Here is a 23,907-nt window from a genome sequence, read left to right on the forward strand (position 1 = left end):
GTGTGGGTGTCGTAGCGGCGCCGATCCTCGGCCGGCGCCCCGGCGTCCATCACCTCGAACAGCGCCGCCGCGGTGCGCAAACGCACCCACTCGAGGAACGACTGCCCCGCGCCCGCGTGACGCAACCCCACCAACAACTCCGCGGCACCGGCATCGGGGTCGGGTTCGACACCGATCACCGCCGGATCGAGCCCCGGCCACACCGACCCGGGCAGGGACGAACCACCGCGCGAGGAACCGGCGCGCGAGGAACCGACGCGCGAGGAACCGGCGCGTGTGGTGGCCTCCGCCCGACTCGATTCGCTCATGTGTTCGACTGTATCCGACCCCACCGACACGAACCACCGACTTGACCCGGGGCTGCCGTCGCCCGCGCCTGCTCGATACCGTGTCCGGGTGAGTGCCATTCCCTACTGTGACGACGTCCTCCCGGCCGAGACCGAGGTTCTCGCCCTTCCCGACGCAGCCGCCGCGATGGGCATCGAGGTCACCCGGGTTCATCAGATGATCCGCGACCACAAGCTCATCGCCGTGCGCCGAGGCGGCGTGATCGCCGTTCCGTCGGCCTTCCTGGGTGAGGGTGGTCAGCCGATCAAGCATCTGCCCGGACTCATCGGCGTGATGCTCGACGGCGGATACGGCAACCCGGCAATTCTGCGGTGGCTGTTCACCGACGACCCGTCGCTGCCCGGGACGCCCATCGACGTACTCCGCGGGCAGCATGCACGCGAAGTGATCCGCCGCGCCCAGGCGATGGCGTTCTAGCGAACTCTCAGCGCCGACCGGCCAACCGCGCCCGCGCGCTGCGTCCGGCGGCGGCCACGGCCACCGCGGCACGTCGACGGTTGGGCACCACGGCCCGTGACTGCAGAACTCGGTACTCGTTCTTCTCGACCGCGTCGAGAATCTCTCCGTAGAGAGCGAAGGCCACCTCGATGCCGGGCCGGGCACGGGGGGCGAGCATCGCCAGACCCGGCTTGGCGTCGCGGTAGACCCCGCGCGTACGGGCCACCAGATGCGCCAACGCCCGAACCACCCGCGGGTCGCGGTTACCGGTCAGCCGGCACCACCGCAGCAGTTCCTCGTCGACACCGAATGCCGCCAGCTCGTCGGCCGGGAGGTAGATCCGATCCCGGTCGAGGTCCTCGCCCACGTCGCGGATGAAGTTGGTGAGCTGGAACGCATTGCCCAGTGCTGCGGCGGGTGCGCGCGCCTCGTCGATCGGCACCACCGTGCCTAGGATCGGCAGCATCTGGAGCCCGATGACCGCGGCGGAACCCCACATGTACTCCTCGAGCTCGGCCATCGTGGCGTACCGGCTGCGGAAGTGCACGGATTCGGGCACATCCATGAGCATCGACGTCATGAAGGCCGTGAAGTACGGCGTCGGGATCTCGTAGGTGCGGGCGGTGTCCAGCAGCGCCGCCATCACCATCCGTCTCGCCGGATCCGTGATGGCCGCGTCCACCACGGGGCGATCGGAGCCGGTGAGGCCCTCGAGGAGCGTCCGCTCGATCACCACGAGTGCCGAATTGTCCTCGGCGATGGCGTCGTGGTCGCCGCGCTCGGCCACCATGTCGATGTCGATGATGTCGTCGACCATCCGGGCGAAGGCGTACAGAGCGTGGACCGCAGGTCGACGCTCGGCCGGCAGCAACCGCGTGGCCAGGAAATACGTCTTGCCGTGCTCGGCTGCGATCGATCGGCACAGCCGGTAGGCCGGTGCGAGGGCGGGGTCGATCGTGGGGGTGCTCATGTGCGGTTCTTCTCCTCGAGCGAGCGCAGACCGAGTGGATCCACGGTGCGCAGCGACCATGCTGCGATGACAGCGGCGAACGTCGCCAGGCCCACGTGCACCCAGCTGTAGAGACCGTTGGAGCCGTCCGGCCGGAACACCAACATCAGCCAGGTCGACAGGCCCACCAGGACGGTCAGGGTGCCGGCACTCATCGCGGTGCCCGCGGCGACGGCCAGCGGCCACGAGTAGTACCACGGCAGAGCCGCGGGCGAGAGGACGACGATCGCCACGAGAGCGACCAGGATGCCGGTCATCGCGTCCGCCTCGGTGCGGCGAAACCTCCACCAGGCCCACCCCAGGACACCCACGAGAATCACGGCGCAGATCGCTCGCGTGACATCGAGAACCGCGGCCAGTTGGAACCCGGTGAACCAGGACGTCGAGACGGTGACGATGTGCGCCAGGATGGTCGGCAGGGAGAGCCAGTTGACGATCTTGGCCGATCCCGACAGTGCGCTGAGCCAGCCGATGCCGACGCCCGCGATGGCGGACGCGGCAACGAACACCGCGGCGAAGACGGCGGCCCCGGGTCCGGCGGTGCGCAGGAACAGCACGATGCTCTCGCGGCGACCGGGCGGCGGTGCATCCGGATGCTTTTCTCGTTCGTGGATCATCCACATCCACACCATGAAAGGCAGCGCAATGCCGGCCGTGGCCTTGATGGCCACCGCGACGGAGACGAGCGCGACACCGGCGACGTGCTTGCGGTCGAGCACCGCGGCGATGCCGGCCATCATGAACCCGACCATGAGCATCTCGTTGTGCACACCGCCGATGAGGTGGATCAGCACCAGCGGATTGAGCACCGAGATCCACAGTGCCACGGCGGGGTCGGTCCCGAAGTGCCTGGCGATGCGCGGGACGGCCCACATGGTCAGCGCCAGACCGGGCAGCATGATCAGCCGCATGACGATGGTTCCGGCGATCACGTTGTCGCCGGTCAGGGTGGTGACCCCGCGGGCGAGTAGCAAGAAGACCGGGCCGTACGGCGCGGTGGTCGTCGTCCACACGGGGCTGACGTTGTCGAGCAGAACGCCGGGGTTCGCCACCGGGCCCACGGCGTACGGGTCGAAACCGTCGCGGACCAACGCCCCCTGCGCGAGGTAGGAGTACGCGTCCCGGCTGAACATCGGCACCGCCAGCAACATCGGGGCCACCCACACCGGGATCACCCAGCGCAGCATGTGCACGGTGGTCTCGCCGTTGCGGGTGGAGCGCCCGATGCGCACCCACGCCGCGATCATCATCAGGACACCGACCCACACCGCGATGGAGGACAGCACGTAGCCGTGCCCGAACCGCAACCACGACAGGTGCAGTGTCTCGAGCAACGGATCACGATCGCGCACAGCACCGGCGCCCATCCCGCCGAAGGTGATCGACACCGAACCCACGAACCCGTAGATCGTGGCCTTCCCCGGCCGTGACGCAGCGAACTCGCTCAGGGCGCGGGCGCGTGAGGGCTGACGATCAGGGTTGGTCGCGCGCGCTGGGGAGGACGTCGACATGATCCTCCGTGTCGATCCGGCTACCGATCGGTTCCGGCAGCTACGAGGGGTGCGTGTCTCGCGTGGCGAAGCTTACCGGCTCACCGAGCATGGACCGGCCCGACCACGCGTTCCGCGGCGAGCTTGCCCGAGATCAGCACTGTCGGCACGCCCACGCCGGGTGTGGTGCCGCTGCCGGCCAGCACGATGTTCTCCGCTCCGCGCACCACGTTGCGGCGACGGAACGGCCCGGTCTGACGGAAGATGTGCGCCGCCGAGAACGGGCTGCCGGCGATCATGCCCTGGTCCAGCCAGGTCTGCGGGGTGTCGACGTGATCGATCTCGAGCCCGTCGCGCAGGCCGGTGTACCCGCGTCCCTCCAGCGTGACGAGCATGTCCTGCACGTAGGCGTCCTGGAGGTTGTTCCAGTCCAGCGGTGCGCTGATGAGGTTGGGGCACGGCGCGAGGATCGAGATCGGCTCGCACTCGACGCCGTTGCGCATCACCCGAAGAGCCGGGTCGGACTTCGAGACCCGGGTGATGAGGAACGACGGGTCGCTCATCACCTTGCCGCGACCGGCGGGCGCGGTGAGCTCGACGAAGGTCTCGTCCCACTTGCCCCCGAAGTCGATGGTGTGGTGGGACTGCGATTCCCAGCCCGCGGTGATCGACGTGGGCACCACCCCGTGCGCCACGACGCACGACGGCGACACGCGCGTCTTGCGCCGAGTACGAATGCCGATGTTCTCGAGCAGCCGATCGACGACGAGCAGGTCGGGGGTGAGGATCAGGCTGTCGCACTCGTAGCGGGTGCCGTCGTCGGTGATCACCGCCCGTGCGCGTCCACCGCCGAAATCGATGCGGTCGACGCCGCTGCCGGTGACGAGCGTGCCGCCGGACCGGACGAAGGCATCGGCGAGCGATTCGGCGATGGTCTTCATGCCGCCGATCGGGAACGTCACGCCCATGCAGGTGTCCATGTGCGCAATCGCGCCGTACACCGCGAGAGCCTTCTTCGGTGCCACTCCGGCGTAGAGCGCCTGGAAGGTGAAGATGCGGCGCAGCCGCGGATCGCTGACCAGAGTCTCGATCTTGTTGCCGAGCTTGCCGAACCCGCCGAGCCGCAGCAGCGCGAGGGTGTCCGAGAGGGCGGGCTTGGACGCGACCAGGTCGAGCGGTGAGTCGAAGTTGGAGTCGATGAACCGACCGAACTCGGCGTCGAAGACCTGCGAGAGCCACGCGCGCAGCCGGCGATACCGCGCTCCCTCGGCGGCCCCGGCCTTGGCGGTGACCTCGGCGACCATCTTCTCGGGATCGGAGTGCACGTCGATGCTGGTCCCGTCGGCGAACCGCGTGTGGTACGCGGGCTCGAGCGGCACGAGTTCGAGCTTCGGTGTCGTCGACTCGAAGGTCTCACCGACCGCGGCGAGCGCTTCGGCGATCAGACTCGGCATGGTCAGCACGCTGGCGCCGGTGTCGATGCGGTAGCCCGGTGCGGCCACCGATCCGACGCGACCGCCCACGGTGTCGTTCTTCTCCAGCAGCGTCACCTCGACGCCGGCACCCCGTAGATGCAGTGCCGCGGCGAGGCCTGAGAGCCCGGCTCCGACGACGACGACCTTCTGACTCGGTCCCGTGATGGTTGCGGTCATGAGCGTGTTCACGCTTCCCTTCGTGTCGCTGAATAGGCCATGGCGCGCAGGCGTTCCTTGGCCTCGGGCCGGGCCGTGGACGCCTCGAGCACATGCAGAGCGGTGGTGGTGAGATCGGTGATGCGGTGTTCGACCTCTGCGACGGCGCCCAGCTCGATCAGCAGGCGACGCATGTCGTCGACGTCGGCGGGGGAGAGGTCGGTGCCCAGCGTGGCTCGCAGGTAACGGGCCGTCTCGGGTGCGCTGCGGTCGGCGGCTTCGAGGGCAACCGCCATCAGCACGGTCCGTTTGCCCTCGCGCAGATCGTCGCCGGACGGTTTCCCGGTCACCACCGGGTCGCCGAACACGCCGAGCAGATCGTCGCGAAGCTGGAATGCGATCCCGATGTCTGCGCCGAAGCGCTGGTAGGCCTCGGTGAGGGCGCTGTCGGCCCCGGCGAGTGCAGCACCGATCAGCAGCGGCCTCTCCACGGTGTACGCGGCGGTCTTGTACCGGTCGATCTGCAGGGCAGCGGCAACGCTCTCGTCGCGGCGGGCCTCGACGGCGATGTCGAGCAGCTGCCCGCCCATCACCTCGGTGCGCATCGCGGACCACACGGGTGCGACGCGTCGGGTGGCGGCCGAGTCGAGCTCGGCGAACCGGATCATGTCGTCCGCCCAGCACAGGGCCAGGTCGCCGAGCAGAACTCCGACGGATTCGCCGTAGCGCTCCGGGCTGCCCGCCCACCCGTTGATCCGGTGCTCTGTGGCGAAGCTCACGTGCACTGTCGGGTGCCCGCGCCGGGTCAGTGACGAGTCGATGATGTCGTCGTGGATCAGCGCGCACGCCTGAACCAGCTCCAGGGCCGCGCACACCTGCAGTGCGGCCGGAGCGGCGGCACCGGCCGGGTCGCCTCCCGCGCCCACCCAGCCGGTCCACGCGAAAGCCGGTCGCATGCGCTTGCCGCCGCGCAGGATGAACGCGGTCAACTCGTCCACAGCGGCGGCGTAGATGCCGCCAACACTGTCGATCAGATCGCGCCGAGAGGCCACGAAGCTGGCGATATTGGCCTCGACCGCGTGTGCGAACTCGGCGGGGGTGGTCAATGTCGGGGCGCCCGACACCTCGGTCGACACCGGTTCGGCGGCCGTCCGGGTTGTGGGAACGCGGGCTCCAGCAGTCAGTGCAACCTCCGAGGTTTCGATGTGCGAGCGATGACCGCGGTCAGCGGTCGGCTCGGGGGGCTCTCCCGATCCTAGTGAGCGATTCGGACCGAGTGCTCGACGACGATGAGTCTCGCTCCGGCGTACCGGCCGGTAACCGTCGTGCGGTCGAATCTATGCTGAGCCGGTGAGCGAGAGCGCCCGGGGCGGACGAACCAGTGCGACGGAGTCGGTGGTCGACCGTCTACGGGCCGGCTCGGTGGGTCGTGTGCCGTTCTCGGTGGAGTTCTCACCACCTCGCGACGCCGACGCCGAGTCGCGGTTGTGGCGGACGGTGCGCACGTTCGAGCAGATGCGGCCCGCATTCGTGTCGATGACCTACGGCGCCGGCGGTTCCACCCGCGACCGCACCGTTCGGGTCACCGGCGACGTGGCCGAGTCGACCACCCTGCTGCCGGTCGCGCACCTGACCGCGGTCTCGCACAGTATCGCCGAGTTGCGGGCAATGGTCGGTGCCTACGCCGACCGCGGGATCACCAATATCCTGGCCCTGCGCGGTGACCCACCCGGCGATCCGCTGGGCCCCTGGACCAAGCACCCGGACGGTGTCGAGTACGCCGAGGACCTGGTCGAACTGGTGTGTTCGCTCGGTGACTTCCACGTGGGCGTCGCGTCGTTCCCGACGGGTCACCACCGCTCGCCCGACCTCGAGCACGACACGCGGTTCCTCGTCTCGAAGCTGCGCGCCGGAGCCGAGTACTCGATCACGCAGATGTTCTTCGAGGTCGACGACTACCTGCGCCTGCGTGATCGCGTGGTGGCGTACGACGCCGAGCAGGGACGAAAGCCGATCATCCCCGAGATCATGCCGATCACCTCGCTGCGCTCGGTGCAGCGCGCCACCGAGCTCTCCGGCTCCGCTCTACCCCCGACGATCGCCGAGCGCCTGCACGCTGCTGCCGGGGACGGCCCCGAGGAGGATCGCGCCGCGGTGCGCGAGGTCGGCATCGAGATGGCCACCGAGCTGGGGGAGCGACTGATCGCCGAGGGCGCCCCGTGTCTGCACTTCATCACCCTCAACTTCGCGATGGCGACGGCCGAGGTGCTCGCCAACCTCGGCCTCGGGGTGCGGTCCTCACACGGTCAGTCGCCGGTTCTTCCAGGTCAGGGTGCCGCGACGACGTCCGCGCACTGATTCGGCCACCAACGCCGCCGCTGCGACCGCAGCAAGAGGGTGCGCGAGTGCCGACAGCACGTCCGCACCTGTCGACGAGCCCTCGCTCCGGCGGGCGATCACACGCGAGGCGGACGCTGCGCCCCACGCGAGTGCGGCCCGCCGCCCCGATCCGGCGCCGGTCGACAGCCCCACGGCAGGGAGGACGAACGTGATCACCGCGGCGCCGACCACCACGGGCGTGCCCACGGGTCCGAAAGCCGACCACAGCCATCGTGTGTAGCCCTCCCGGACCTGCGCGGCGGAGTCGTACATACGGCACGACGCCACCGTTCCGGCGTAGGCCACGGCGGTGCGCAGACCGTGGCGCCTGAAGGTGCGCGCGAGCGCGAGATCGTCGGTGATCGAGGTGCGGGTGCTCTCGTGTCCACCGATCCGGGCGTAGGCCGCGGCGTCCATCACCAGGAACTGTCCGATGGCCACGGCCGTCGACGCCCCGGTCGCCCTGTTGGCCGCCACCAGTGGCAGGCTTGCCGACCACGACCAGCACAGCAGCGGCTGGATCAGATGCTCGGCGATGGAGCCGGCCCGCTGCAGCGGCCACGGGCAGAGCAGGGCGACGGCGGATCGGCGCAGTTCCACCACGGCTGCGGCGATCGCATCCGGTGTCAGACGGACATCGGCGTCGAGGAAGACGATCACCGTCGGCGCGCCTGCGCTCTCGGCGGGATCGGCCGCCAGCGCTGCGCGCCCGAGAGAGATACAAGCAACGGATTTGCCGATGTCCTGCGGTGCGCGCGGGCCGGTCCCGGTCAGGACGGTGAAACGCTCGTCGCCGTCGATCGCCGCGCGCGCGGCGTCAGCCGTGCCGTCGTCGGATCGATCGTCGAGGATGATCACCCGCATCGCCATCGCAGGTCGCTGAGCACGCAGGTCGGCGATCAGCCGGGGGAGTGTGGCCACCTCGTCGCGCGCGGGGATGCACACGGTGACGCGTTCGGACGGATCCACCGCGGCCGCCGAGCCGGGTCGGACCCGGGGCGCCGTGGCGGCGTTGAGCACGGTCAGCGCGAGGGCGCTCACGGAACCCACGGCGGCCGCGGAGCGGCACACGGAACCCACGGCGGCCGCGGAGCGGCACACGGAACCCACGGCGGCCGCGGAGCGGACCGTGCCGATGGCGGTGCCCGTCACACCCGTGAGCGGCCTATCGGGGAGTTCCTCGACAGGTACGCCATGGCCGCCACGATCGCGGCGACGCCGAGGGTGACCCCGCCGACGATGCCCGCCCACCCGGCGAAGGTGCGGGTGTTCGGGTCGGGGTAGCGCACTTCGGCGCGCAGTGTGGTGGTGTCGCCCGCCGGCAGTTTCCAGGTGACCTGGTTGTCGTTGTCGCGGGTGCCGTTGGTGGTGGCCACACGGGTGGGGAAGGCCACGGTGAACTGAACATCGCTGCCCTGCACGGGAAGTGACGTCAGGTCCACCTGCCCGGCGAGGGTCACCAGGTCACCGGAGCGTGTGAGGGTCAGCTCGTAGGAACCGAGCGCCTTGTCCGAGAGCGAGGCCAGTTGCTGCACCTCGCCGAAGGTCAGGTCGGTGAAGGTGACCTTCTCTCCCACATACCCGTCCATCTTGTAGGTCTCCACCGAGACCTTCGTACTCAGGGAGTCCGGTGGTCGCAGCACCGGGCCGGTGTCGGCGTCGCTGGTGGGCACGGTGGCGGCCACGATGGTGCCCGACACCCGGTCGTTGGCCGAGACGCCCATCGAGACCTGGGCGCGCAGACACCCGGTCAGCAGGGGTGCGGTGACGAGGGCCAGGAACAGCACCGACAGAACTCGGCGCGTACGTGGTCGAACAGCGGTGTTGGGCACGGGCAACACCCTAATGCCCGAGCGCACCTACTCGGGCGCGGCGGGCACGCAGCGTCACCAGCAGCGGCACTCCCACCACCCCCATGACGGCGAGCCCGTAGAGCGCCGACCAGCTCTGCTCCGGCAGGAAGACCGCATGGGCCAGTGACGATCCCAACCAGGTCCAGACGAACAGCGCTATCGGCACGACATCGGAGACCGGGCGCCGCGGCGCCGGGCGCCAGCGGTCGAGCGCCTCCATGGCGGTGACCATGATCGTCGCCACCAGTACCCACCCGAGGTAGTTGGTGTACGGGATCTCCAGGCCGGGCATCAGCCCGTCGGACGACAGCCAGGTCCACTGCCCGTCCGCGACCATCTGGGGATCGAGGTAGAAGTCCCAACCCACCACCCCGACGACGGTCAGGGTTGCGCGTACGGGAACCGACACGACGGCATCACCGGCACTGCCCACGGTGCGTGTGGCAACGGCCGACGCGGCCCGCCAGACCGGGTAGATGCCCGCTGTCCAGGCCAGCGGAACGATCACCGGCACGCCCGCGATCGACGGCCCGATCCGGTTCTGCGCGTAGTCGTAGGCGCCGAACGGATAGCCGGTGCTCGAGCCGATGATCTCGGCCGCCAGACCGATGCCGGCAGTCACGGGGATCAGGGCCAGCATCCAGGCCGCTCCGCGCACGGCCCCGGCGTGCGCCAGGCAGGCCAGGGCGAGAGCGGCGACCACCACGACGGTGACGCCGTCACGCGCCGCGCCATGGACCAGGGGGTAGAGGATCTGGGCGAGAACCGCGACGATCGCAGCACCCACGGACAGTCGTCGCAAGGTCACGGCCCTACCCCCCACGACGGCTTCTCACGAGCGCAGCCGTCCCACCAGTCGCGCGACCACGCTGCCGGCGTCGGCGAGTGCGACGCGCGCAGCGCTACGCCCGCTCGAGCCCGAGACGCCGCCGCCGGGGTGGGTGGACGCGCCGGTCAGGTACAGCCCGTCGGCACCCGGGACGCGGTGTCCGGACATCTCCGGGACGGGGCGCCACATCATCATCTGATCGAGCGACATCTCGACATGCATCACGTTGCCGCCGATCAGACCCAGTTCCTGCTCGATGTCCCAGGGGGACTGGGTGTAGCGCTCGAGCACCGTGTCGGCGAAACCCGGTGCGTACCTGTTGGTCTCGGCGATGATTCGGTCGCCTTCGGCTTCGGCGATGTCGCGGCCGGGTCCGCCACGCCAGGTGCGACCACCGGAGAGCTGGTACGGATGCCACTGGGACCACAGGGACACCTGGTGCTCACCCGGCGCAGCGATGGTCGGGTCCACGGAGCTGAAACTCATCGCCAGGACCACCGGATCGGTGGGGAGTTCCCCGGCGAGCGCGCTCCCGTGGGCACGGCGCAGCTGCGCGCGGTCGTGAACCAGCAGCTGGAGGCCGCGAGTGGACGACTGCTCGTCCGGCGCGCTGGGGTAGTGGGGCAGTGACGACACCGACGCCCGCACCACCATTCCGATACCCGGACCCACACGGATCGTTCGTCGCCAGCGCGCGATGGCGGCGGCGTCGAACCCGCCTGCTTCCAGCAGGTCGAGCGTCGTCAGAACGTGGCAGCCTGCGACGACGGTGCGCGCGAGGATCTCCTCGCCGCTCGCGGTGCGCACCGCCCAGTGGTCACCGATGCGGCGCAACTGCACGGCCGCGTCACCGAAACTCAGCTCGCCGCCGTCGCTGCGAATCTTCGACGCGAGGGCGCGGGTGAGGCCACCGCTGCCGCCGATCGCCCGGCCCGGTGGAAGGGTGTGCATGAGGGCGGCGAAGGCCACCATCGGGGCCGTCCCCGGCTCGGACATCGGCGGACCGGACTGCGCCCCGAACCACGCCAGCGCCGCCTTGAGGCGCTCGTTGTCGAAGGTGCTGTCCAGCAGGGCGTCGCCGGACTGCAGGAACTGGCGGGAGAGGTCGCTGCCACCGCTGCCGGTGTCGAGCCCCCAGAAGGACGACAGCAGGGCACGTCCGGTCGGAGGCTTTCCGAAGGCGCGCATGACCCTCGCGCTGCGGGGGCCCCAGAGTTCGACGAAGGCTCGGTAGGCGTCGGCGTCACGTGATCCGCACGCCGCCTCGATCGAGGCGCAGGTGCGATCGAGGTCGCGCGCGAAGACGATTCCGGGTTCGTCGGTCCCGGGCGGCGCCGGCGCGAACGACCACGGATCGCAGTCCACGTAGGCGAGTCCGTGCCGGTCGAGACCGAGTTCTTCGATGATGCCGGTGTGCCGCACCATGATGTGTGCGCTCGATCCCCGATCGACGGCGTGGCCGGGGAACCGTTCGACGGTGGAGACGGCGCCGCCCAGCTCGGTGTCCCGCTCGATCACCCGGACCGACCACCCGGCTTCGGCCAGGTAGGCGGCGCTGACGAGGGCATTGTGGCCGGATCCGATGACGGCGGCATCTATCACTGCGTGGTGTCCCGTTCTGCTGGTCGATGTGTCGGGGTCGGGGTCGGGGTGGGTCGGGGATGGGTCGGTCGGTTGCAGGTGGCCCGGCTACAGGTCGGTCAGGGGCAGGTCGCGGCCCAGTACTGCGAAGGGCCGGGCATCGCCGGCGAAGTGGAAACGTCGAACCATGTCCCGGAAACCCAAGCGCCGGTACAGGCGCCACGCTCTATTGTCCTCGCCCGCCACCTCGGGGGTGGAGAGCATGACGATCGACTCGTCTCGACCGGCGAGCAGGGCTACCAGAAGGGCTTCGCCGAGCCGATGGCCCTGAGCGCGGGGCGAGACGTGTATCTCCGTGAGTTCGAAGTAGTCGGCGAGGATGGATTCGGCCGCACGCCTGTCCCACCCCGTGCGCCGCATACCGTCCCGTACCTGTCGATACCACCACTGACCGGGGCCGCCGCGATAGCCGTAGGCGACGGCCACGAGGTCGCCGGTCGAATCGAGTGCTGCGACACACTTCCACCCCGGCCGCGCGGTGTGTTCGATCCACATCGGCGCCCGATGGGCCTCGGTGCCGGGTGGGTATCCCATGGCGTGGACGTAGATCGCGAGGGCTTGGTGCAGGTGGACGCGGAGATCCTGTGCGGAGAACTCGACGATCCGCGGTCGCGGAGTGCCACCGCCTACGGTGCTGGGACCGACGTCTCTCACCTCCTCCCGCCGCATGGACGAGCTCGCCGGATCTCGGTCGTCCCGGGTTCCTGTCGGACCCCAATGGTTACATCGACTCCGCCGGACCACCATCGTCACAGGTCCACCGGAGGAGTCACAGGTCCACCGGAGGAGTCACAGGTCCACCGGGCGGAGTAACCAGGGAGGGTTCATGAATGCCGCGCACAGCCGGGCCCGCGGAGTCCTCGCGCGCGCCGATGCGTTGCTCTCCGATGCTGCGGGGTGTGAGGATCCGTCGGAACGGTTCCTCGGCGCCTATGTCGCAGCCCTGCGCGGGGCCGGTGCCCTGCTGGCGCTGATCGATCCGGTTCCCAAGAGGGGCGCGTCGCGCAGCGCCTGGGTACGCATGGCGCGAGCGGCGCCGGAGTTCGACCTGTGGGCAGGCTATTTCGAGGACTGGTCGTCCCGTCGCGCCGCGATCGAGGGTGGCACCGCCGATCGGCTCGACGATGCTGCGGCGGACGAGTTCTTCGACCGTGTCGGGGCGTTCCTCTACGACGTCGAGGATCGTCTGGCCGAGCGGTCGTCCTCGACCATGACGGGGTCGGCGGAGGGGATGACCGCGTGAGGCGCTCGCAGGTGGTGGCCGAGTCCGCCGAACCGGACCCGGATCGGTCACCGCGAGGGTTAACCTCGAGCATGCCCGGGTAATCTCGGACACGTTGGACGAGCGGGTGGTACACCCGGCAATCTGCTCGTATCATCGATTGCAGTCGCCGAACGGCGGCGCACGCCAACTCCGCCCGGAGTTGGCCGGTAAACATCGAACGCCGGGGGAGGTACTGTGCCACTCTCCGAGCACGAGCAGCGCATGCTCGATCAGATCGAGAGCGCTCTCTACGCCGAGGATCCCAAGTTCGCGTCCACTGTGCGCGGTGGCCGCATGCGGGCGGCATCGACTCGTCGGCGCTTCCAGGCCGCTGCGCTGTTCGTCATCGGCCTCGTGCTCCTCGTGTCCGGCCTTGCGCTTCCGCTGCGGCCGGGGGGCTTCCCGATCATCAGCCTGCTGGGTTTCGTGGTGATGTTCGGCGCCGGTGTGATGCTCCTCCTGAGGACTGGCGGTGGCGCATCGGCAGCAGCGGGCGAGGCCTCCGGTGCCGAGTCCGCCGGTGGCGGTTCCTCCCGCGGCCGCCGCGGCGACAAGCAGGGCCGGTCCGCCGGGTTCACCAGTCGCATGGAGGAGCGCTTCCGGCGCCGCTTCGACCAGCAGTAGCTCGACATCGGCCAACACGGCGCGGCACCCGCACGGGTGCCGCGCTTTTTCGTGGGTGCGCCCCACTCCGCCCCCCAGTTCACCCCACTTCAGTTCGGTGAGCGCCCCACTCCGCCCCAGATTTGGTCCTATGGAGTCTGATTCGGCCCCCTGACGTGCTGCTTTCGGGCGTCACGTGGGTGGCGCCGTGCTTCCGCTCCCGCTGGGTATGTGGGGCGGCGACGCCGTCCGGGCATTTTCCGTCAGTCGGCTTACCCCAGTGACCTGCCACTTTCCTTCTCCGCGAGGAAAAACGCCGTGTTCGTGTTGTTGATAGTGGAGCAAAGTGGGGTACTGTGGGGCAACGGGGGAGGACGAACCAGAAGTCGACCGGTCGGAGGTGCCGCGTGTTCTACGGCACTCACACGCCCAAGCTCGACGACAAGTTCCGACTCACCCTGCCGGCGAAGTACCGCGAGCACCTGAGAGGAGGCGTCATGATCGCGCAGAGCAACGACCACACTCTGGCCGTGTTCCGCACCGCGGATTACCACGCGATCGTTGCTGCGCTCGCACCGTTTCGGAACGACAGTGCGGCCAAGCGGGCGTACTTCCGGTTGCTCACCGGTACTGCGGAGGACACCGCCCTCGATTCGGCCGGCCGCGTCGTGATCACGTCCAAGCACCGCACCTACGCCGGGTTGACCAAGGACTGCGTGGTGGTCGGCCTGCACGACTACATCGAGATCTGGGACGCGCAGCGCTGGACGGACTACCAGAACGAGCACGAGGAGGACTTCTCGCGCGGTCTGCCCACCGGTCTCGAAGGAACACCCGTGAGCGCAACCACCTGACCCATCGGCCACCGCCGGCTGTGCCGCGTGGCCTCTGTCCGACCCGGACCCTGACGTACTTCCCCGACGCCAGGTTTCGGTGCAGGGCCCTGACGTACTTCCCCGACGCCAGGTACCTCACCGGACAGAGACCACACGGCATGAGCCACTCCGATGGACTTGCACTGGAAGTACACATGAGAAGGTCGGCAGCGTTCGGAGGACAGACGGTGGTGGATTTCTCCCACATCCCGGTCCGGCTCGAACGTGCCGACGAGTTGCTCGGTCCCGCCCTCGCCGCCGCCTCTGATCCGGTCTACGTCGACGCGACGCTCGGGCTGGGTGGACATGCGGCGCATTTCCTGTCGTCGTATCCCTCGACTCGTCTGGTCGGTCTGGACCGCGATCCGCACGCGCTCGAGCGTGCCGGTGAACGGTTGGCGGAGTTCGGCGATCGAGTTCATCTGGCCCACACCAGGTACGACGGGTTCGCGCAGGCGCTTGCCGACGCCGGCCTCGAGCCGTCCGATTCGGTGGATGCGGTGCTGTTCGACCTCGGAGTGTCGTCCATGCAACTGGATTCACAGGATCGCGGTTTCGCCTACTCGGTGGACGCGCCGCTGGATATGCGGATGGATCCCACATCGGGGATCACTGCTGCCGACATCCTCAATACCTACTCCCACGGTGAGATCGCGCGGATTCTCTCGACGTTCGGGGAGGAGCGGTTTGCGGGCAAGATCGCGTCCGCTGTGATCCGACGCCGCGAGCAGGCCCCCTTCACCACCAGCGGAGCATTGGTGGACCTGCTGTACGCGACGATCCCGGCCGCCACTCGACGCACGGGCGGCCATCCCGCCAAACGCACGTTCCAGGCTCTGCGGGTCGCGGTGAACTCCGAGCTCGAATCTCTGCGTGCGGCAATCGCTCCCGCGCTCGACGCGCTGCGCGTCGGCGGGCGCATCGTGTTCATGTCGTATCAGTCCCTAGAGGACCGCGTGGTCAAGCAGGAACTGGCGGCGGCGTGCACTTCACGCACCCCCGTGGGCCTGCCGGTGGAACTGCCCGACACGGCAGCGCACTTCCGGCTCCTGACACGTGGCGCGGAGAAGGCGCCGGACAACGAGATCGACGACAACCCGCGTGCTGCGCCGGTGAGACTGCGTGCGGCCGAACGGATCTCCAGGAGGACCGCGTGAGCGAGGACACTATCGATTCGGGCGGTTCGGGCGGTGCCGCGGTCGCGGCAGCTGTGGTGCCGAGGGTGGAGCCCGTAGCGCGACCTGCCCGCACCGGCGCTGCAGCGCGTGCCTACGACAAGAGGCAACGTCGCGCGCGACTGCGGTCGGCGATCGAGAAATCCAGGCCCACCCAGCGCGGCGTGGCGGCCCGCGTGCCCTTCGTCGCGCTGGTTCTCGGACTGCTCACCGTGGGACTCGCCTCGACTCTGTTGCTGACCACGCGTGCCGCGGAGGACTCCTATCGTCTCAGCGCCGAGCGCCAGGTCAACCAGCGTCTCGGTGAGCAGGTGGCTGCGCTCGAGCGCGACGTCGAATCAGCCAACTCCGCACCGGAACTGGCGCAGCGGGCCAAGGCGCTCGGGATGATCCCCACTCGCGACGTGCCGAGGTTGCTGGTTGCACCCGACGGCACGGTCACCGTGGTCGGCAAACCGACTCCTGCCGCGGGCCCACCCCCGCCCGACTTCGATGCCGTGTCCGCCGCACCCGCACCCGCACCGGCCGCCGCACCCGCACCGGCCGCCGCACCCGCACCCGCACCGGCCGCCGCACCCGCACCCGCACCCGCCCAGCGGACCGCGGCGGTGGGAACGAACGAACAGCTGGTCCCCCTCTCACCTCCGAACACAGGTGCACGATGAGCGCTCCCACCACCGCCCGGCCACGGTCGAGCACCACCGCACGTCCGCACCCCCGCCCCGCTCGTCGTCCGCGTCGGACGCGCCCGGGTGGGGATTCCTTCGCATTTCGCTTCCGTCTCGGTCGGCTGGTGATGTTCGCGGCGCTGCTGATCGCGTCGCTGCAACTGCTGTGGATTCAGCTCGTGGAGGCACCGTCGCTGTCGGCGGAGTCGGCGAATCAGCGAACCACCACCATCGTCGATCCTGCCAAGCGTGGCGCCGTCCTCGATCGTGACGGCACGCCGATCGCCTTCACCATGGAGGCGAAGGCGTTGACCTTCCAGCCCGCGAAGGTGCGATCCGACCTCGCCGACGCCCACGCGAAGGACCCGAGCAAGCCCGATCCCGACACGCGCATCGGGCAGATCGCCGACGGGTTGGTCGCGGCGCTCGGGAAGGTGGTCACCCGGTCGTCGATGATCACCAAGTTGAACTCCACCGACAGCTTCGTCTACCTGGTGCGCAGCGTGGATCCGGCGGTGGCGGCCACAATCAACCAGCAGTTCCCCGAGGTGGGTCTGGAGCGGCAGGACATCCGGGAGTACCCGGGCGGCTCGCTGGGAGCCAACCTGGTGGGCGCCACCGGATGGAACGGCCACGGGCTCATCGGCATCGAGGCGTCGATGGACCCGACCCTTGCCGGTACCGATGGGTCGCGCACGTACGACCGAGGCTCGGACGGGGCGGTGATCCCGGGTAGTTGGCGCGATCAGCAGCCCGCAGTGGACGGCTCCTCGGTCGAGCTCACCATCGACTCCGACATCCAGTACTACGTCCAGCAGCAGGTTCAGGCCGCGAAGGTCGCATCCGGTGCCAAGAACGCCTCGGCCGTGGTGCTCGACGCGAAGACCGGCGCGGTGCTCGCGATGACGAACGACGGTACGTTCAACCCTGCGATCGGCGTGGGGAACAACCCGTCCTCGGCCCAGATGGGCAACCTGCCGATCTCCACCCCGTTCGAGCCGGGGTCGGTGAACAAGCTGGTCACCGCGTCGGCGGCGATCGAGTACGGGCTCACCACACCGGACGAGGTGCTGCAGGTGCCGGGCAGCATCTCCGGCGCCGGAGTCACCGTCAGCGACGCATGGGTGCACGGCGTTGCGCCGTACACCACCACCGGTGTGTTCGGAAAGTCCTCGAACGTGGGCACGCTCATGCTGGCCCAGCGAGTGGGGGAGGACCGATACGCGGACATGCTGGCCCGCTTCGGGCTCGGTTCGCGCACCGACGTCGGTCTGCCCGGTGAGAGCGCGGGAGATGTACCCAGCCGCGATCAGTGGTCGGGATCGACGTTCATGAACCTGCCGATCGGACAGGGATTGTCGATGACGCTGCTGCAGATGACCGGCATGTATCAGGCGATCGCGAACGACGGCGTGCGGATCCCGCCGCGCATCGTCGAGGACACGATCGCTCCGGACGGCACCAAGAGCACACCCGCGCCGCCGGAGCCGGTGCGGGTGGTCAGCCCACAGACGGCGCGAACCGTGCGCGACATGTTCCGGGCGGTCACCCAGTCCGATACCGGCAACCAGCGCGGCACCGGCGTCGCCGCGGGGATCGAGGGCTATCAGATCAGCGGCAAGACCGGTACCGCGCAGCAGGTGGACCCGGTCTGCAAGTGTTACTCCAACTCGAGTTACTGGATCACCTTCGCGGGCATCGCCCCCGCCGACAATCCGCGATACGTCGTGGGCATCATGCTCGACGCTCCGCAACGCGGCACGGACGGCTCGGGCGGGCAATCCGCGGCCCCCCTGTTCCACAACATTGCCGCGTGGATGCTCCAGCGTGACGCCGTCCCCCTCTCGCCGCCCGCTCCCCGGCTGACCCTGCAGGCGGACTGACCGGGTGCTCGCCGGTAACCTCAACGACCGGCTGTGCCCGACACCGACGCCGACGGTGCCATCCGGTGCCACAGCGCGCAGAGAGCAGACGAAGGAGCCCGTTACTCGTGCCAGAGCAGCCCACGTTCCGACCCGAACGACCGCCGATCACGTCGGCTCGTTCCCTGGCCGAGCAGGTGGGCGCCATGGTCGATACCGCAGCGGGTGGGGACACCGGAGCCGGTGGTCCTGGAGCCGGTGGTCCCGGAGCGGGCGACCCGACGTGGGATGCATCGATCACCGGGATCGAACTGCGCGGACAGGCCATCGCGGCCGGTGATCTGTTCGCCGCGCTGCCCGGAGCCCGCGCCCATGGCGCCACCTTCGCGGCCGACGCCGTCGCGCGGGGAGCGGTTGCCGTCCTGACCGACCCGGCCGGTCTCGATATTGCGCGTGCGGCAGGCGTGGACGTCGGAATTCTCGTGCATCCGGATCCGCGCGGCGTACTCGGTGTGATCTCGTCCACCATCTATGGTCACCCGTCGCACACGCTGTCCGTCGTCGGTATCACCGGCACCTCCGGCAAGACCACCACCTCGTACCTCACCGAGGCCGCGTTGCGGGCCAGTGGGCGAACCACCGGGCTGATCGGCACCATCGAAACTCGTATCGGGGACGAGCCGGTGCCCAGCGCACTGACCACTCCGGAGGCACCGAACCTGCACGCCGTCTTCGCCGCGATGGTCGAGCGAGGTGTCGACACCGTCGTGATGGAGGTCTCCTCGCACGCTCTCTCACTGGGCCGAGTCGACGGCACCCGGTTCGCCGTGGGCGCCTTCACCAACCTCTCGCAGGACCACCTGGACTTCCACGAGACGTTCGAGGACTACTTCGCAGCCAAGGCTCGACTGTTCGCAGCGGACTCGAGCGTCCACGCGCGGTCGGCCGTCGTGTGTGTCGACGACGACTGGGGTCGACGTATGGCCGCCATCGCGCGCGGCGCCGGATCGGAGGTGGTCACCGTGTCCGGCTCGGGGGCGGCGGACTGGTCCGTGGTGGAGTGGGCCGTGGACGTCGACGGTGCACAGTCCTTCACCGTCCGGCCGCTCGGAACTGCCGACGTTCACGCGAGTCTGCGGCTACCCGGTCGCTACAACGTGGCCAACGCGATGGTGGCGGCGGCGGCGTGCGCGGCCGTGGGGGTGGACCCCGCGCAGGCGCTCACCGCGATGGCCGAGGTGGACGTTAACGGCCGAGTGCAGCGGATCTCGCGTGGACAGGATTTTCTGGCCGTGGTCGACTACGCGCACAAACCGGCGGCGCTCGAGGTCGTGATCGACACCCTTCGGCGCCAGACGACGGGGCGCATCGCGGTGGTGGTCGGCGCCGGTGGTGATCGTGACAGCGCAAAGCGACCCCTGATGGGAGCGGCCGCGGCCGAACGCGCGGACCTGGTGGTGATCACCGACGACAATCCGCGCACCGAGGATCCCGCCGCGATCCGACAGGCTCTGCTCGCCGGCACCGCGACCGTGTCGCCGGATCGTCGCGGCGAGGTTCGGGTGGTGGGTGATCGTCGCGAGGCGATCAGCGAGGCCGTGCGCTGGGCGCGGTCGGGTGACACGATCCTGGTGGCCGGCAAGGGTCACGAGGTAGGGCAGGAGATCGACGGAGTGAAGCACCCTTTCGACGACCGCACGGTTCTCGCCGAGGCCATCGACGCCGTGATCAGCGGTGTTCAGCGATGAAGGCCCTGTCCCTGGCGGAGATCGCCGAGATCGCCGGCGGCACGCTGCACGACGTCGATGATCCGTCCGTCCTGGTGACGGGGTCGGTGGAGTTCGACTCGCGACGCGTGGGGGCGGGAGATCTGTTCCTGGCACTGCCGGGCGCGGTCACCGATGGGCACGATCACGCCGGTGCGGCCGTGGCCGCGGGTGCGGTCGCCGTGCTCGCCGCCAGGGCAGTCGGTGTGCCCGCCGTGGTGGTCGAGCCCGCCCCGCAGATCACCAATGCCATGGCGCTCGAACACGATTCGGATGGCTCCGGTGCTGCCGTGCTCGCCGCGCTGGGAGCTCTCGCCCATGCCTCGGTGACCGATCTGGTGGCCACATCCGGTCTGACGGTGATCGGGGTGACGGGATCGTCGGGCAAGACCTCGACCAAGGATCTGCTGCGCACGGTGCTGGCCACCCGCGGATCGGTGGTGGCCCCGCCGGGTTCGTTCAACAACGAACTCGGCCATCCCTGGACCGCGCTGCGCGCCGATGCCGACACCGACTTCCTGGTTCTCGAACTCTCTGCCCGTGGACCCGGCCACATTGCCGAACTCGCCGCGCTCGCGCCGCCGCGCATCGGTGTCGTGCTGAACGTGGGGACCGCGCACCTCGGGGAGTTCGGCTCGCGCGAGGTGATCGCCGAGACCAAGGGTGAACTGGTGCGGGCCCTGCCGTCGGCCGCCGACGGTGGCATCGCGGTGCTCAACGCCGACGATCCACTGGTGGCCGCGATGGCGTCGACCACCACCGCGAAGGTGGTCATGTACGGCCTCGCGGCCGACGCCGATGTCCGTGCCGAGAGCGTGACACTCGACGAACTTGCGCGTGCGTCGTTCGATCTGGTGAGCGAAGTCGGTTCTGCCCCGGTGACCCTGCGTGTGCACGGCGAACATCAGGTCTCCAATGCGCTCGCCGTCGCCGCGGTGGCGCTGGGGTGCGGGGCGTCGATCGCGGACGTCGCGGCAGCGCTGTCCGGTGCGGAGGCGGCCTCCGGTCGCCGGATGGATGTGCGAACGCGAGCCGACGGCGTCACCGTGATCAACGATTCCTACAACGCCAACCCGGACTCGGTGCGGGCCGCGCTCAAGGCGCTCGTGACCATGGCGCGCAGCTCTCGCGCGGGGGGTCGGCGATCGTGGGCGGTTCTCGGGGAGATGGCCGAGCTGGGTGAGGAGTCGGTGATCGAGCACGATCGCATCGGGCGGTTGGCCGTCCGGCTGGCCGTGGGCAGGTTGATCGTGGTCGGTACGGGGCGTCCCTCGCACGGGATGCATCAGGGTGCAGTGATGGAAGGGTCGTGGGGTGACGAGTCGGTTCTGGTTGCCAGCGCTCAGGACGCCATCGACATCCTCGACGAGCAACTCGAGCCGGGGGACGTGGTTCTGGTGAAGGCATCGCAGTCGGTAGGTCTGTGGACCGTGGCCGAAGCAGTGATCGGCCGGGACGTGCCGGTCGATCGGGGGGATGACGCGTGAGGCAGATCCTGTTCGCGGGAGGTATCGCCCTGGCGGTGGCAATTCTGCTGACGCCGGTGCTGATCAGAGTCTTCTCGCGGCAGGGATTCGGCCAGGAGATCCGGGTGGACGGTCCGGCGAGTCATCAGTCCAAACGCGGAACCCCGACCATGGGTGGCGTCGCGATCATGGCCGGGCTATGGGCCGGGTACTGGGGCTCGCACCTGATCGGCACCGCGTACGACGCCGACGGCCCGTCGGTGTCCGGACTGCTCGTTCTGGGCCTGACCACGATGCTGGCGCTGGTGGGGTTCCTCGACGACTTCATCAAGATCCGCAAGCAGCGCAATCTGGGGCTGAACAAGACGGCCAAGCTGGTGGGTCAGCTGGTGGCCGCCGTGCTCTTCGGTGTGCTCGCGCTGCAGTTCAGCGGCTCCACCGGACTGACCCCCGGCAGTGTGCAGCTGTCGTACGTCCGCGACATCGCCACCGTCTCGATGGGTTCGGTGGTGTTCATCTTCTTCGTGTACCTGCTGGTCAGCGCGTGGTCCAACGCGGTGAACCTCACGGACGGCCTCGACGGTCTCGCCGCCGGTTCGATGACCCTGGTGCTCGGCGCGTACACCGTCATCACGTTCTGGCAGTACCGACAGGCGTGCTCCACCGCCCCGGGCCCCGGGTGCTACGACGTTCGCGACCCGTTGGACCTGGCACTGATCTGCGCCTCGGCCGCTGGCGCGTGCATCGGCTTCCTGTGGTGGAACGCTGCTCCGGCCAAGATCTTCATGGGTGACACCGGCTCGCTCGCGCTCGGTGGTCTGCTCGCAGGGTTGTCCGTCGTGACGCGCACCGAGCTGCTGATGGTGGTCATCGGTGCGCTGTTCGTCGCCGAGGCCGCGTCGGTGGTGATCCAGGTGGCCGTGTTCCGATCCTCACGCCGACGGGTGTTCCGCATGGCGCCGTTCCACCACCACTTCGAGCTCGCGGGGTGGGCGGAGACCACCGTGATCATTCGCTTCTGGCTTCTGGCAGCGATCTCGTCCGCGGTCGGTCTCGCGCTGTTCTACAACGAGTATCTCGCCGCCATCGGCGGGAGCTGACGATGGCGGGGCCCACCCTGCCGGCCGATCTGGCCGGCCGACGGGTCCTCGTCGTCGGCGGGGGAGTGTCCGGCCGCGCGGTGATTCCGGTGGCCGTCGACCTGGGCGCCGATCTCACGGTGGCGGACTCGAACCCGACGGCGCGGGCCGAGTGCCGCGCGCTCGGTGCGCACACCATGGAGATCGACTCGCCGGAGGCGATCGCCGCGGTGAGCGAGGTCGACCTGGTGATCACCAGCCCGGGGCCGAGCCCGTTGACGCCGGTGCTGGTCGCGGCCGCCGCGGCGGGCGTGCCGGTGTGGGGTGATGTGGAGTTCACGTGGTGGATCGACCGCGCCGAGGTGTTCGGTCCGCCGCGAACCTGGGTGGTGGTCACCGGCACCAACGGCAAGACCACCACCACGTCGATGGTGGAGGCCATCGTGGCCGCGTCGGGTCGATCGGTGCTCGCGTGCGGGAACATCGGCCTGCCGATCATGGACGCGCTGCGCCGCCACGGCCCGCGCGTCGAGGTGCTGGCGGCGGAGCTGAGCTCGTTCCAGCTGCATTGGGCGCCGTCGGTGCGCCCGGATGCGGGTGTGCTGCTCAACATCGCCGAGGACCACCTGGACTGGCACGGGAGTATGGACGCCTACGCCGAGGCGAAACTGCGCGCGGTGTCGGGTTCGATCGCGGTGCTCGGACTCGACGATCCCGGTGCCGCGGCGCTCGCACCGCGCGTACGGGCGCCGGTGGTGGTCGGCTACACCGCTGGTGAGCCCTCGGTGGGCGGCTTCGGTGTGATCGACGGGGACCTGGTCGATCACACGGCCGACGAGCCGATCGCGCTGGTCGCGGCATCGAACATCACCCCGCCCGGCCCGGCGGGTCTGCAGGACGCACTGGCCGCGGCCGCGGTGACCCGTGCGATCGGGGTGGGCGCCGACGCAGTGCGCGAGGGTCTGACCTCGTTCTCCGTGGGTCCGCACCGGGCGGCGCTGGTCTGCGAGGTGGGTGGGGTTCGATTCGTCGACGACTCCAAGGCCACCAACCCGCACGCCGCGCGGGCGTCGATCCTCGCGCACGAGAAGGTGGTGTGGCTCACCGGCGGGCTCCTCAAGGGCGCCGACGTGAGCGATCTCGTCGTCGATGTGGCATCGCGGCTGGTCGCGGCGGTGGTCTTCGGACGTGACGGGGATGTGATCGCAGCGGCTCTCGCGCGACACGCGCCGGATGTTCCCGTGGTTCGGGTGCCGTCGGGGGACGATACGGGTGTGGCGTCTGATACCTCTGTGGCTGAAGGTGATGAAGTGATGCGCTCGATCGTGCGTGCCGCGGCTGCACGGGCCGTGGCCGGCTCGACCGTCCTGCTGGCTCCGTCCACGGCCTCGTTCGACCAGTTCCGCAATTTCGGCCACCGCGGCGACAGCTTCGCCGCGGCCGCGCGCGCCCTGACCGCCGCCGACATCGGCGGCCGTCGGTGACCACCACACCCGACCGCACCGGAACGGCCAGGGTTCGCATCAGCACC

Annotated in this window: 22 protein-coding genes; 12 read left to right on the forward strand and 10 right to left on the reverse strand. The window is 69.4% G+C overall.

The genetic code is table 11. The features are described from left to right. Positions 1 to 308, reverse strand: a 308-nt coding sequence (locus ACY48E_RS14565; RefSeq protein WP_462872940.1) for a hypothetical protein, incomplete at its 3' end; no start/stop codon positions are given. An 88-nt stretch (positions 309 to 396) separates the two neighbouring features. Between ACY48E_RS14565 and ACY48E_RS14570 the strand changes: the two genes are divergently transcribed. Further along, positions 397 to 765 carry an Rv2175c family DNA-binding protein gene (locus tag ACY48E_RS14570; protein ID WP_462872941.1) on the forward strand — a complete coding sequence of 123 codons (369 nt, stop codon included), beginning with the start codon at positions 397 to 399 and terminating at the stop codon, positions 763 to 765. Positions 766 to 772: 7 nt separating this feature from the next. Here ACY48E_RS14570 and ACY48E_RS14575 read toward each other — a convergent pair whose 3' ends face one another. The 4 genes from ACY48E_RS14575 to ACY48E_RS14590 all read right to left on the reverse strand — a co-directional run bounded on the left by ACY48E_RS14575 (position 773) and on the right by ACY48E_RS14590 (position 6,052). Further along, positions 773 to 1,756: a phytoene/squalene synthase family protein gene (locus ACY48E_RS14575; protein ID WP_462872942.1), complete on the reverse strand. Its 984-nt coding sequence runs from the start codon at positions 1,754 to 1,756 to the stop codon at positions 773 to 775. After that, positions 1,753 to 3,306 (reverse strand): alpha-(1->6)-mannopyranosyltransferase A, encoded by a 1,554-nt coding sequence (locus ACY48E_RS14580; RefSeq protein ID WP_462872943.1) that lies wholly within the window; start codon positions 3,304 to 3,306, stop codon positions 1,753 to 1,755. The genes ACY48E_RS14575 and ACY48E_RS14580 overlap by 4 nt, the downstream gene beginning before the upstream one ends. Before the next feature lie 80 nt (positions 3,307 to 3,386). Continuing rightward, on the reverse strand, positions 3,387 to 4,937 hold the full coding sequence (gene crtI, locus ACY48E_RS14585) for a phytoene desaturase family protein (RefSeq protein WP_462872944.1): 1,551 nt from the start codon (positions 4,935 to 4,937) through the stop codon (positions 3,387 to 3,389). A gap of 8 nt (positions 4,938 to 4,945) precedes the next feature. After that, positions 4,946 to 6,052 carry a polyprenyl synthetase family protein gene (locus ACY48E_RS14590; RefSeq protein WP_462872945.1) on the reverse strand — a complete coding sequence of 369 codons (1,107 nt, stop codon included), beginning with the start codon at positions 6,050 to 6,052 and terminating at the stop codon, positions 4,946 to 4,948. 214 nt (positions 6,053 to 6,266) lie between these two features. Here ACY48E_RS14590 and ACY48E_RS14595 point away from each other — a divergent pair, with 214 nt between their 5' ends. After that, positions 6,267 to 7,274, forward strand: a complete 1,008-nt coding sequence (locus ACY48E_RS14595) for a methylenetetrahydrofolate reductase (protein ID WP_462872946.1) — start codon at positions 6,267 to 6,269, stop codon at positions 7,272 to 7,274. Here the strand turns inward: ACY48E_RS14595 and ACY48E_RS14600 are convergent. From ACY48E_RS14600 to ACY48E_RS14620, 5 genes are all read right to left on the reverse strand, one after another. Continuing rightward, positions 7,215 to 8,447, reverse strand: coding sequence for a glycosyltransferase family 2 protein (locus tag ACY48E_RS14600; protein ID WP_462872947.1), 1,233 nt, complete (start codon positions 8,445 to 8,447; stop codon positions 7,215 to 7,217). The two genes, ACY48E_RS14595 and ACY48E_RS14600, sit on opposite strands and share 60 nt — an antisense overlap. Then, positions 8,444 to 9,133 (reverse strand): LppM family (lipo)protein, encoded by a 690-nt coding sequence (locus ACY48E_RS14605; protein WP_462872948.1) that lies wholly within the window; start codon positions 9,131 to 9,133, stop codon positions 8,444 to 8,446. Before ACY48E_RS14605 ends, ACY48E_RS14600 begins: the two co-directional genes overlap by 4 nt. Before the next feature lie 4 nt (positions 9,134 to 9,137). Continuing rightward, complete coding sequence (locus ACY48E_RS14610) at positions 9,138 to 9,950, reverse strand: carotenoid biosynthesis protein (protein WP_462873017.1); 813 nt, start codon at positions 9,948 to 9,950, stop codon at positions 9,138 to 9,140. A 30-nt stretch (positions 9,951 to 9,980) separates the two neighbouring features. Next, positions 9,981 to 11,579: a phytoene desaturase family protein gene (locus tag ACY48E_RS14615; protein ID WP_462872949.1), complete on the reverse strand. Its 1,599-nt coding sequence runs from the start codon at positions 11,577 to 11,579 to the stop codon at positions 9,981 to 9,983. Positions 11,580 to 11,666: 87 nt separating this feature from the next. Then, on the reverse strand, positions 11,667 to 12,287 hold the full coding sequence (locus tag ACY48E_RS14620) for a GNAT family N-acetyltransferase (protein WP_462872950.1): 621 nt from the start codon (positions 12,285 to 12,287) through the stop codon (positions 11,667 to 11,669). A 157-nt stretch (positions 12,288 to 12,444) separates the two neighbouring features. Between ACY48E_RS14620 and ACY48E_RS14625 the strand changes: the two genes are divergently transcribed. From ACY48E_RS14625 to murD, 10 genes are all read left to right on the forward strand, one after another. Next, positions 12,445 to 12,861 (forward strand): SAV_6107 family HEPN domain-containing protein, encoded by a 417-nt coding sequence (locus ACY48E_RS14625; RefSeq protein WP_462872951.1) that lies wholly within the window; start codon positions 12,445 to 12,447, stop codon positions 12,859 to 12,861. A 216-nt stretch (positions 12,862 to 13,077) separates the two neighbouring features. Further along, the gene (locus ACY48E_RS14630) at positions 13,078 to 13,506 is read left to right on the forward strand and encodes a DUF3040 domain-containing protein (protein WP_462872952.1); all 429 of its coding nucleotides are present in this window, start codon (positions 13,078 to 13,080) and stop codon (positions 13,504 to 13,506) included. 386 nt (positions 13,507 to 13,892) lie between these two features. Further along, positions 13,893 to 14,339: a division/cell wall cluster transcriptional repressor MraZ gene (mraZ, locus tag ACY48E_RS14635; RefSeq protein WP_462872953.1), complete on the forward strand. Its 447-nt coding sequence runs from the start codon at positions 13,893 to 13,895 to the stop codon at positions 14,337 to 14,339. A gap of 176 nt (positions 14,340 to 14,515) precedes the next feature. After that, positions 14,516 to 15,517, forward strand: coding sequence for a 16S rRNA (cytosine(1402)-N(4))-methyltransferase RsmH (gene rsmH, locus ACY48E_RS14640; RefSeq protein WP_462872954.1), 1,002 nt, complete (start codon positions 14,516 to 14,518; stop codon positions 15,515 to 15,517). Further along, a complete protein-coding gene (ftsL, locus tag ACY48E_RS14645) occupies positions 15,514 to 16,200 on the forward strand; it encodes a cell division protein FtsL (protein ID WP_462872955.1) in 687 nt (228 codons plus the stop codon). The genes rsmH and ftsL overlap by 4 nt, the downstream gene beginning before the upstream one ends. Continuing rightward, positions 16,197 to 18,086, forward strand: a complete 1,890-nt coding sequence (locus ACY48E_RS14650) for a peptidoglycan D,D-transpeptidase FtsI family protein (RefSeq protein WP_462872956.1) — start codon at positions 16,197 to 16,199, stop codon at positions 18,084 to 18,086. The genes ftsL and ACY48E_RS14650 overlap by 4 nt, the downstream gene beginning before the upstream one ends. 107 nt (positions 18,087 to 18,193) lie before the next feature. Beyond that, positions 18,194 to 19,813, forward strand: coding sequence for a UDP-N-acetylmuramoyl-L-alanyl-D-glutamate--2,6-diaminopimelate ligase (locus ACY48E_RS14655; RefSeq protein WP_462872958.1), 1,620 nt, complete (start codon positions 18,194 to 18,196; stop codon positions 19,811 to 19,813). Beyond that, entirely contained in the window at positions 19,810 to 21,318 is a 1,509-nt protein-coding gene (locus ACY48E_RS14660) for a UDP-N-acetylmuramoyl-tripeptide--D-alanyl-D-alanine ligase (protein ID WP_462872960.1), read from the forward strand. The genes ACY48E_RS14655 and ACY48E_RS14660 overlap by 4 nt, the downstream gene beginning before the upstream one ends. Further along, entirely contained in the window at positions 21,315 to 22,397 is a 1,083-nt protein-coding gene (gene mraY / locus ACY48E_RS14665; protein WP_462872962.1) for a phospho-N-acetylmuramoyl-pentapeptide-transferase, read from the forward strand. The genes ACY48E_RS14660 and mraY overlap by 4 nt, the downstream gene beginning before the upstream one ends. A gap of 2 nt (positions 22,398 to 22,399) precedes the next feature. Next, positions 22,400 to 23,860: a UDP-N-acetylmuramoyl-L-alanine--D-glutamate ligase gene (murD, locus tag ACY48E_RS14670; RefSeq protein WP_462872963.1), complete on the forward strand. Its 1,461-nt coding sequence runs from the start codon at positions 22,400 to 22,402 to the stop codon at positions 23,858 to 23,860. Positions 23,861 to 23,907: the final 47 nt, after the last annotated feature.

It is taken from the genome of Rhodococcus sp. AZ1, from assembly GCF_054979605.1.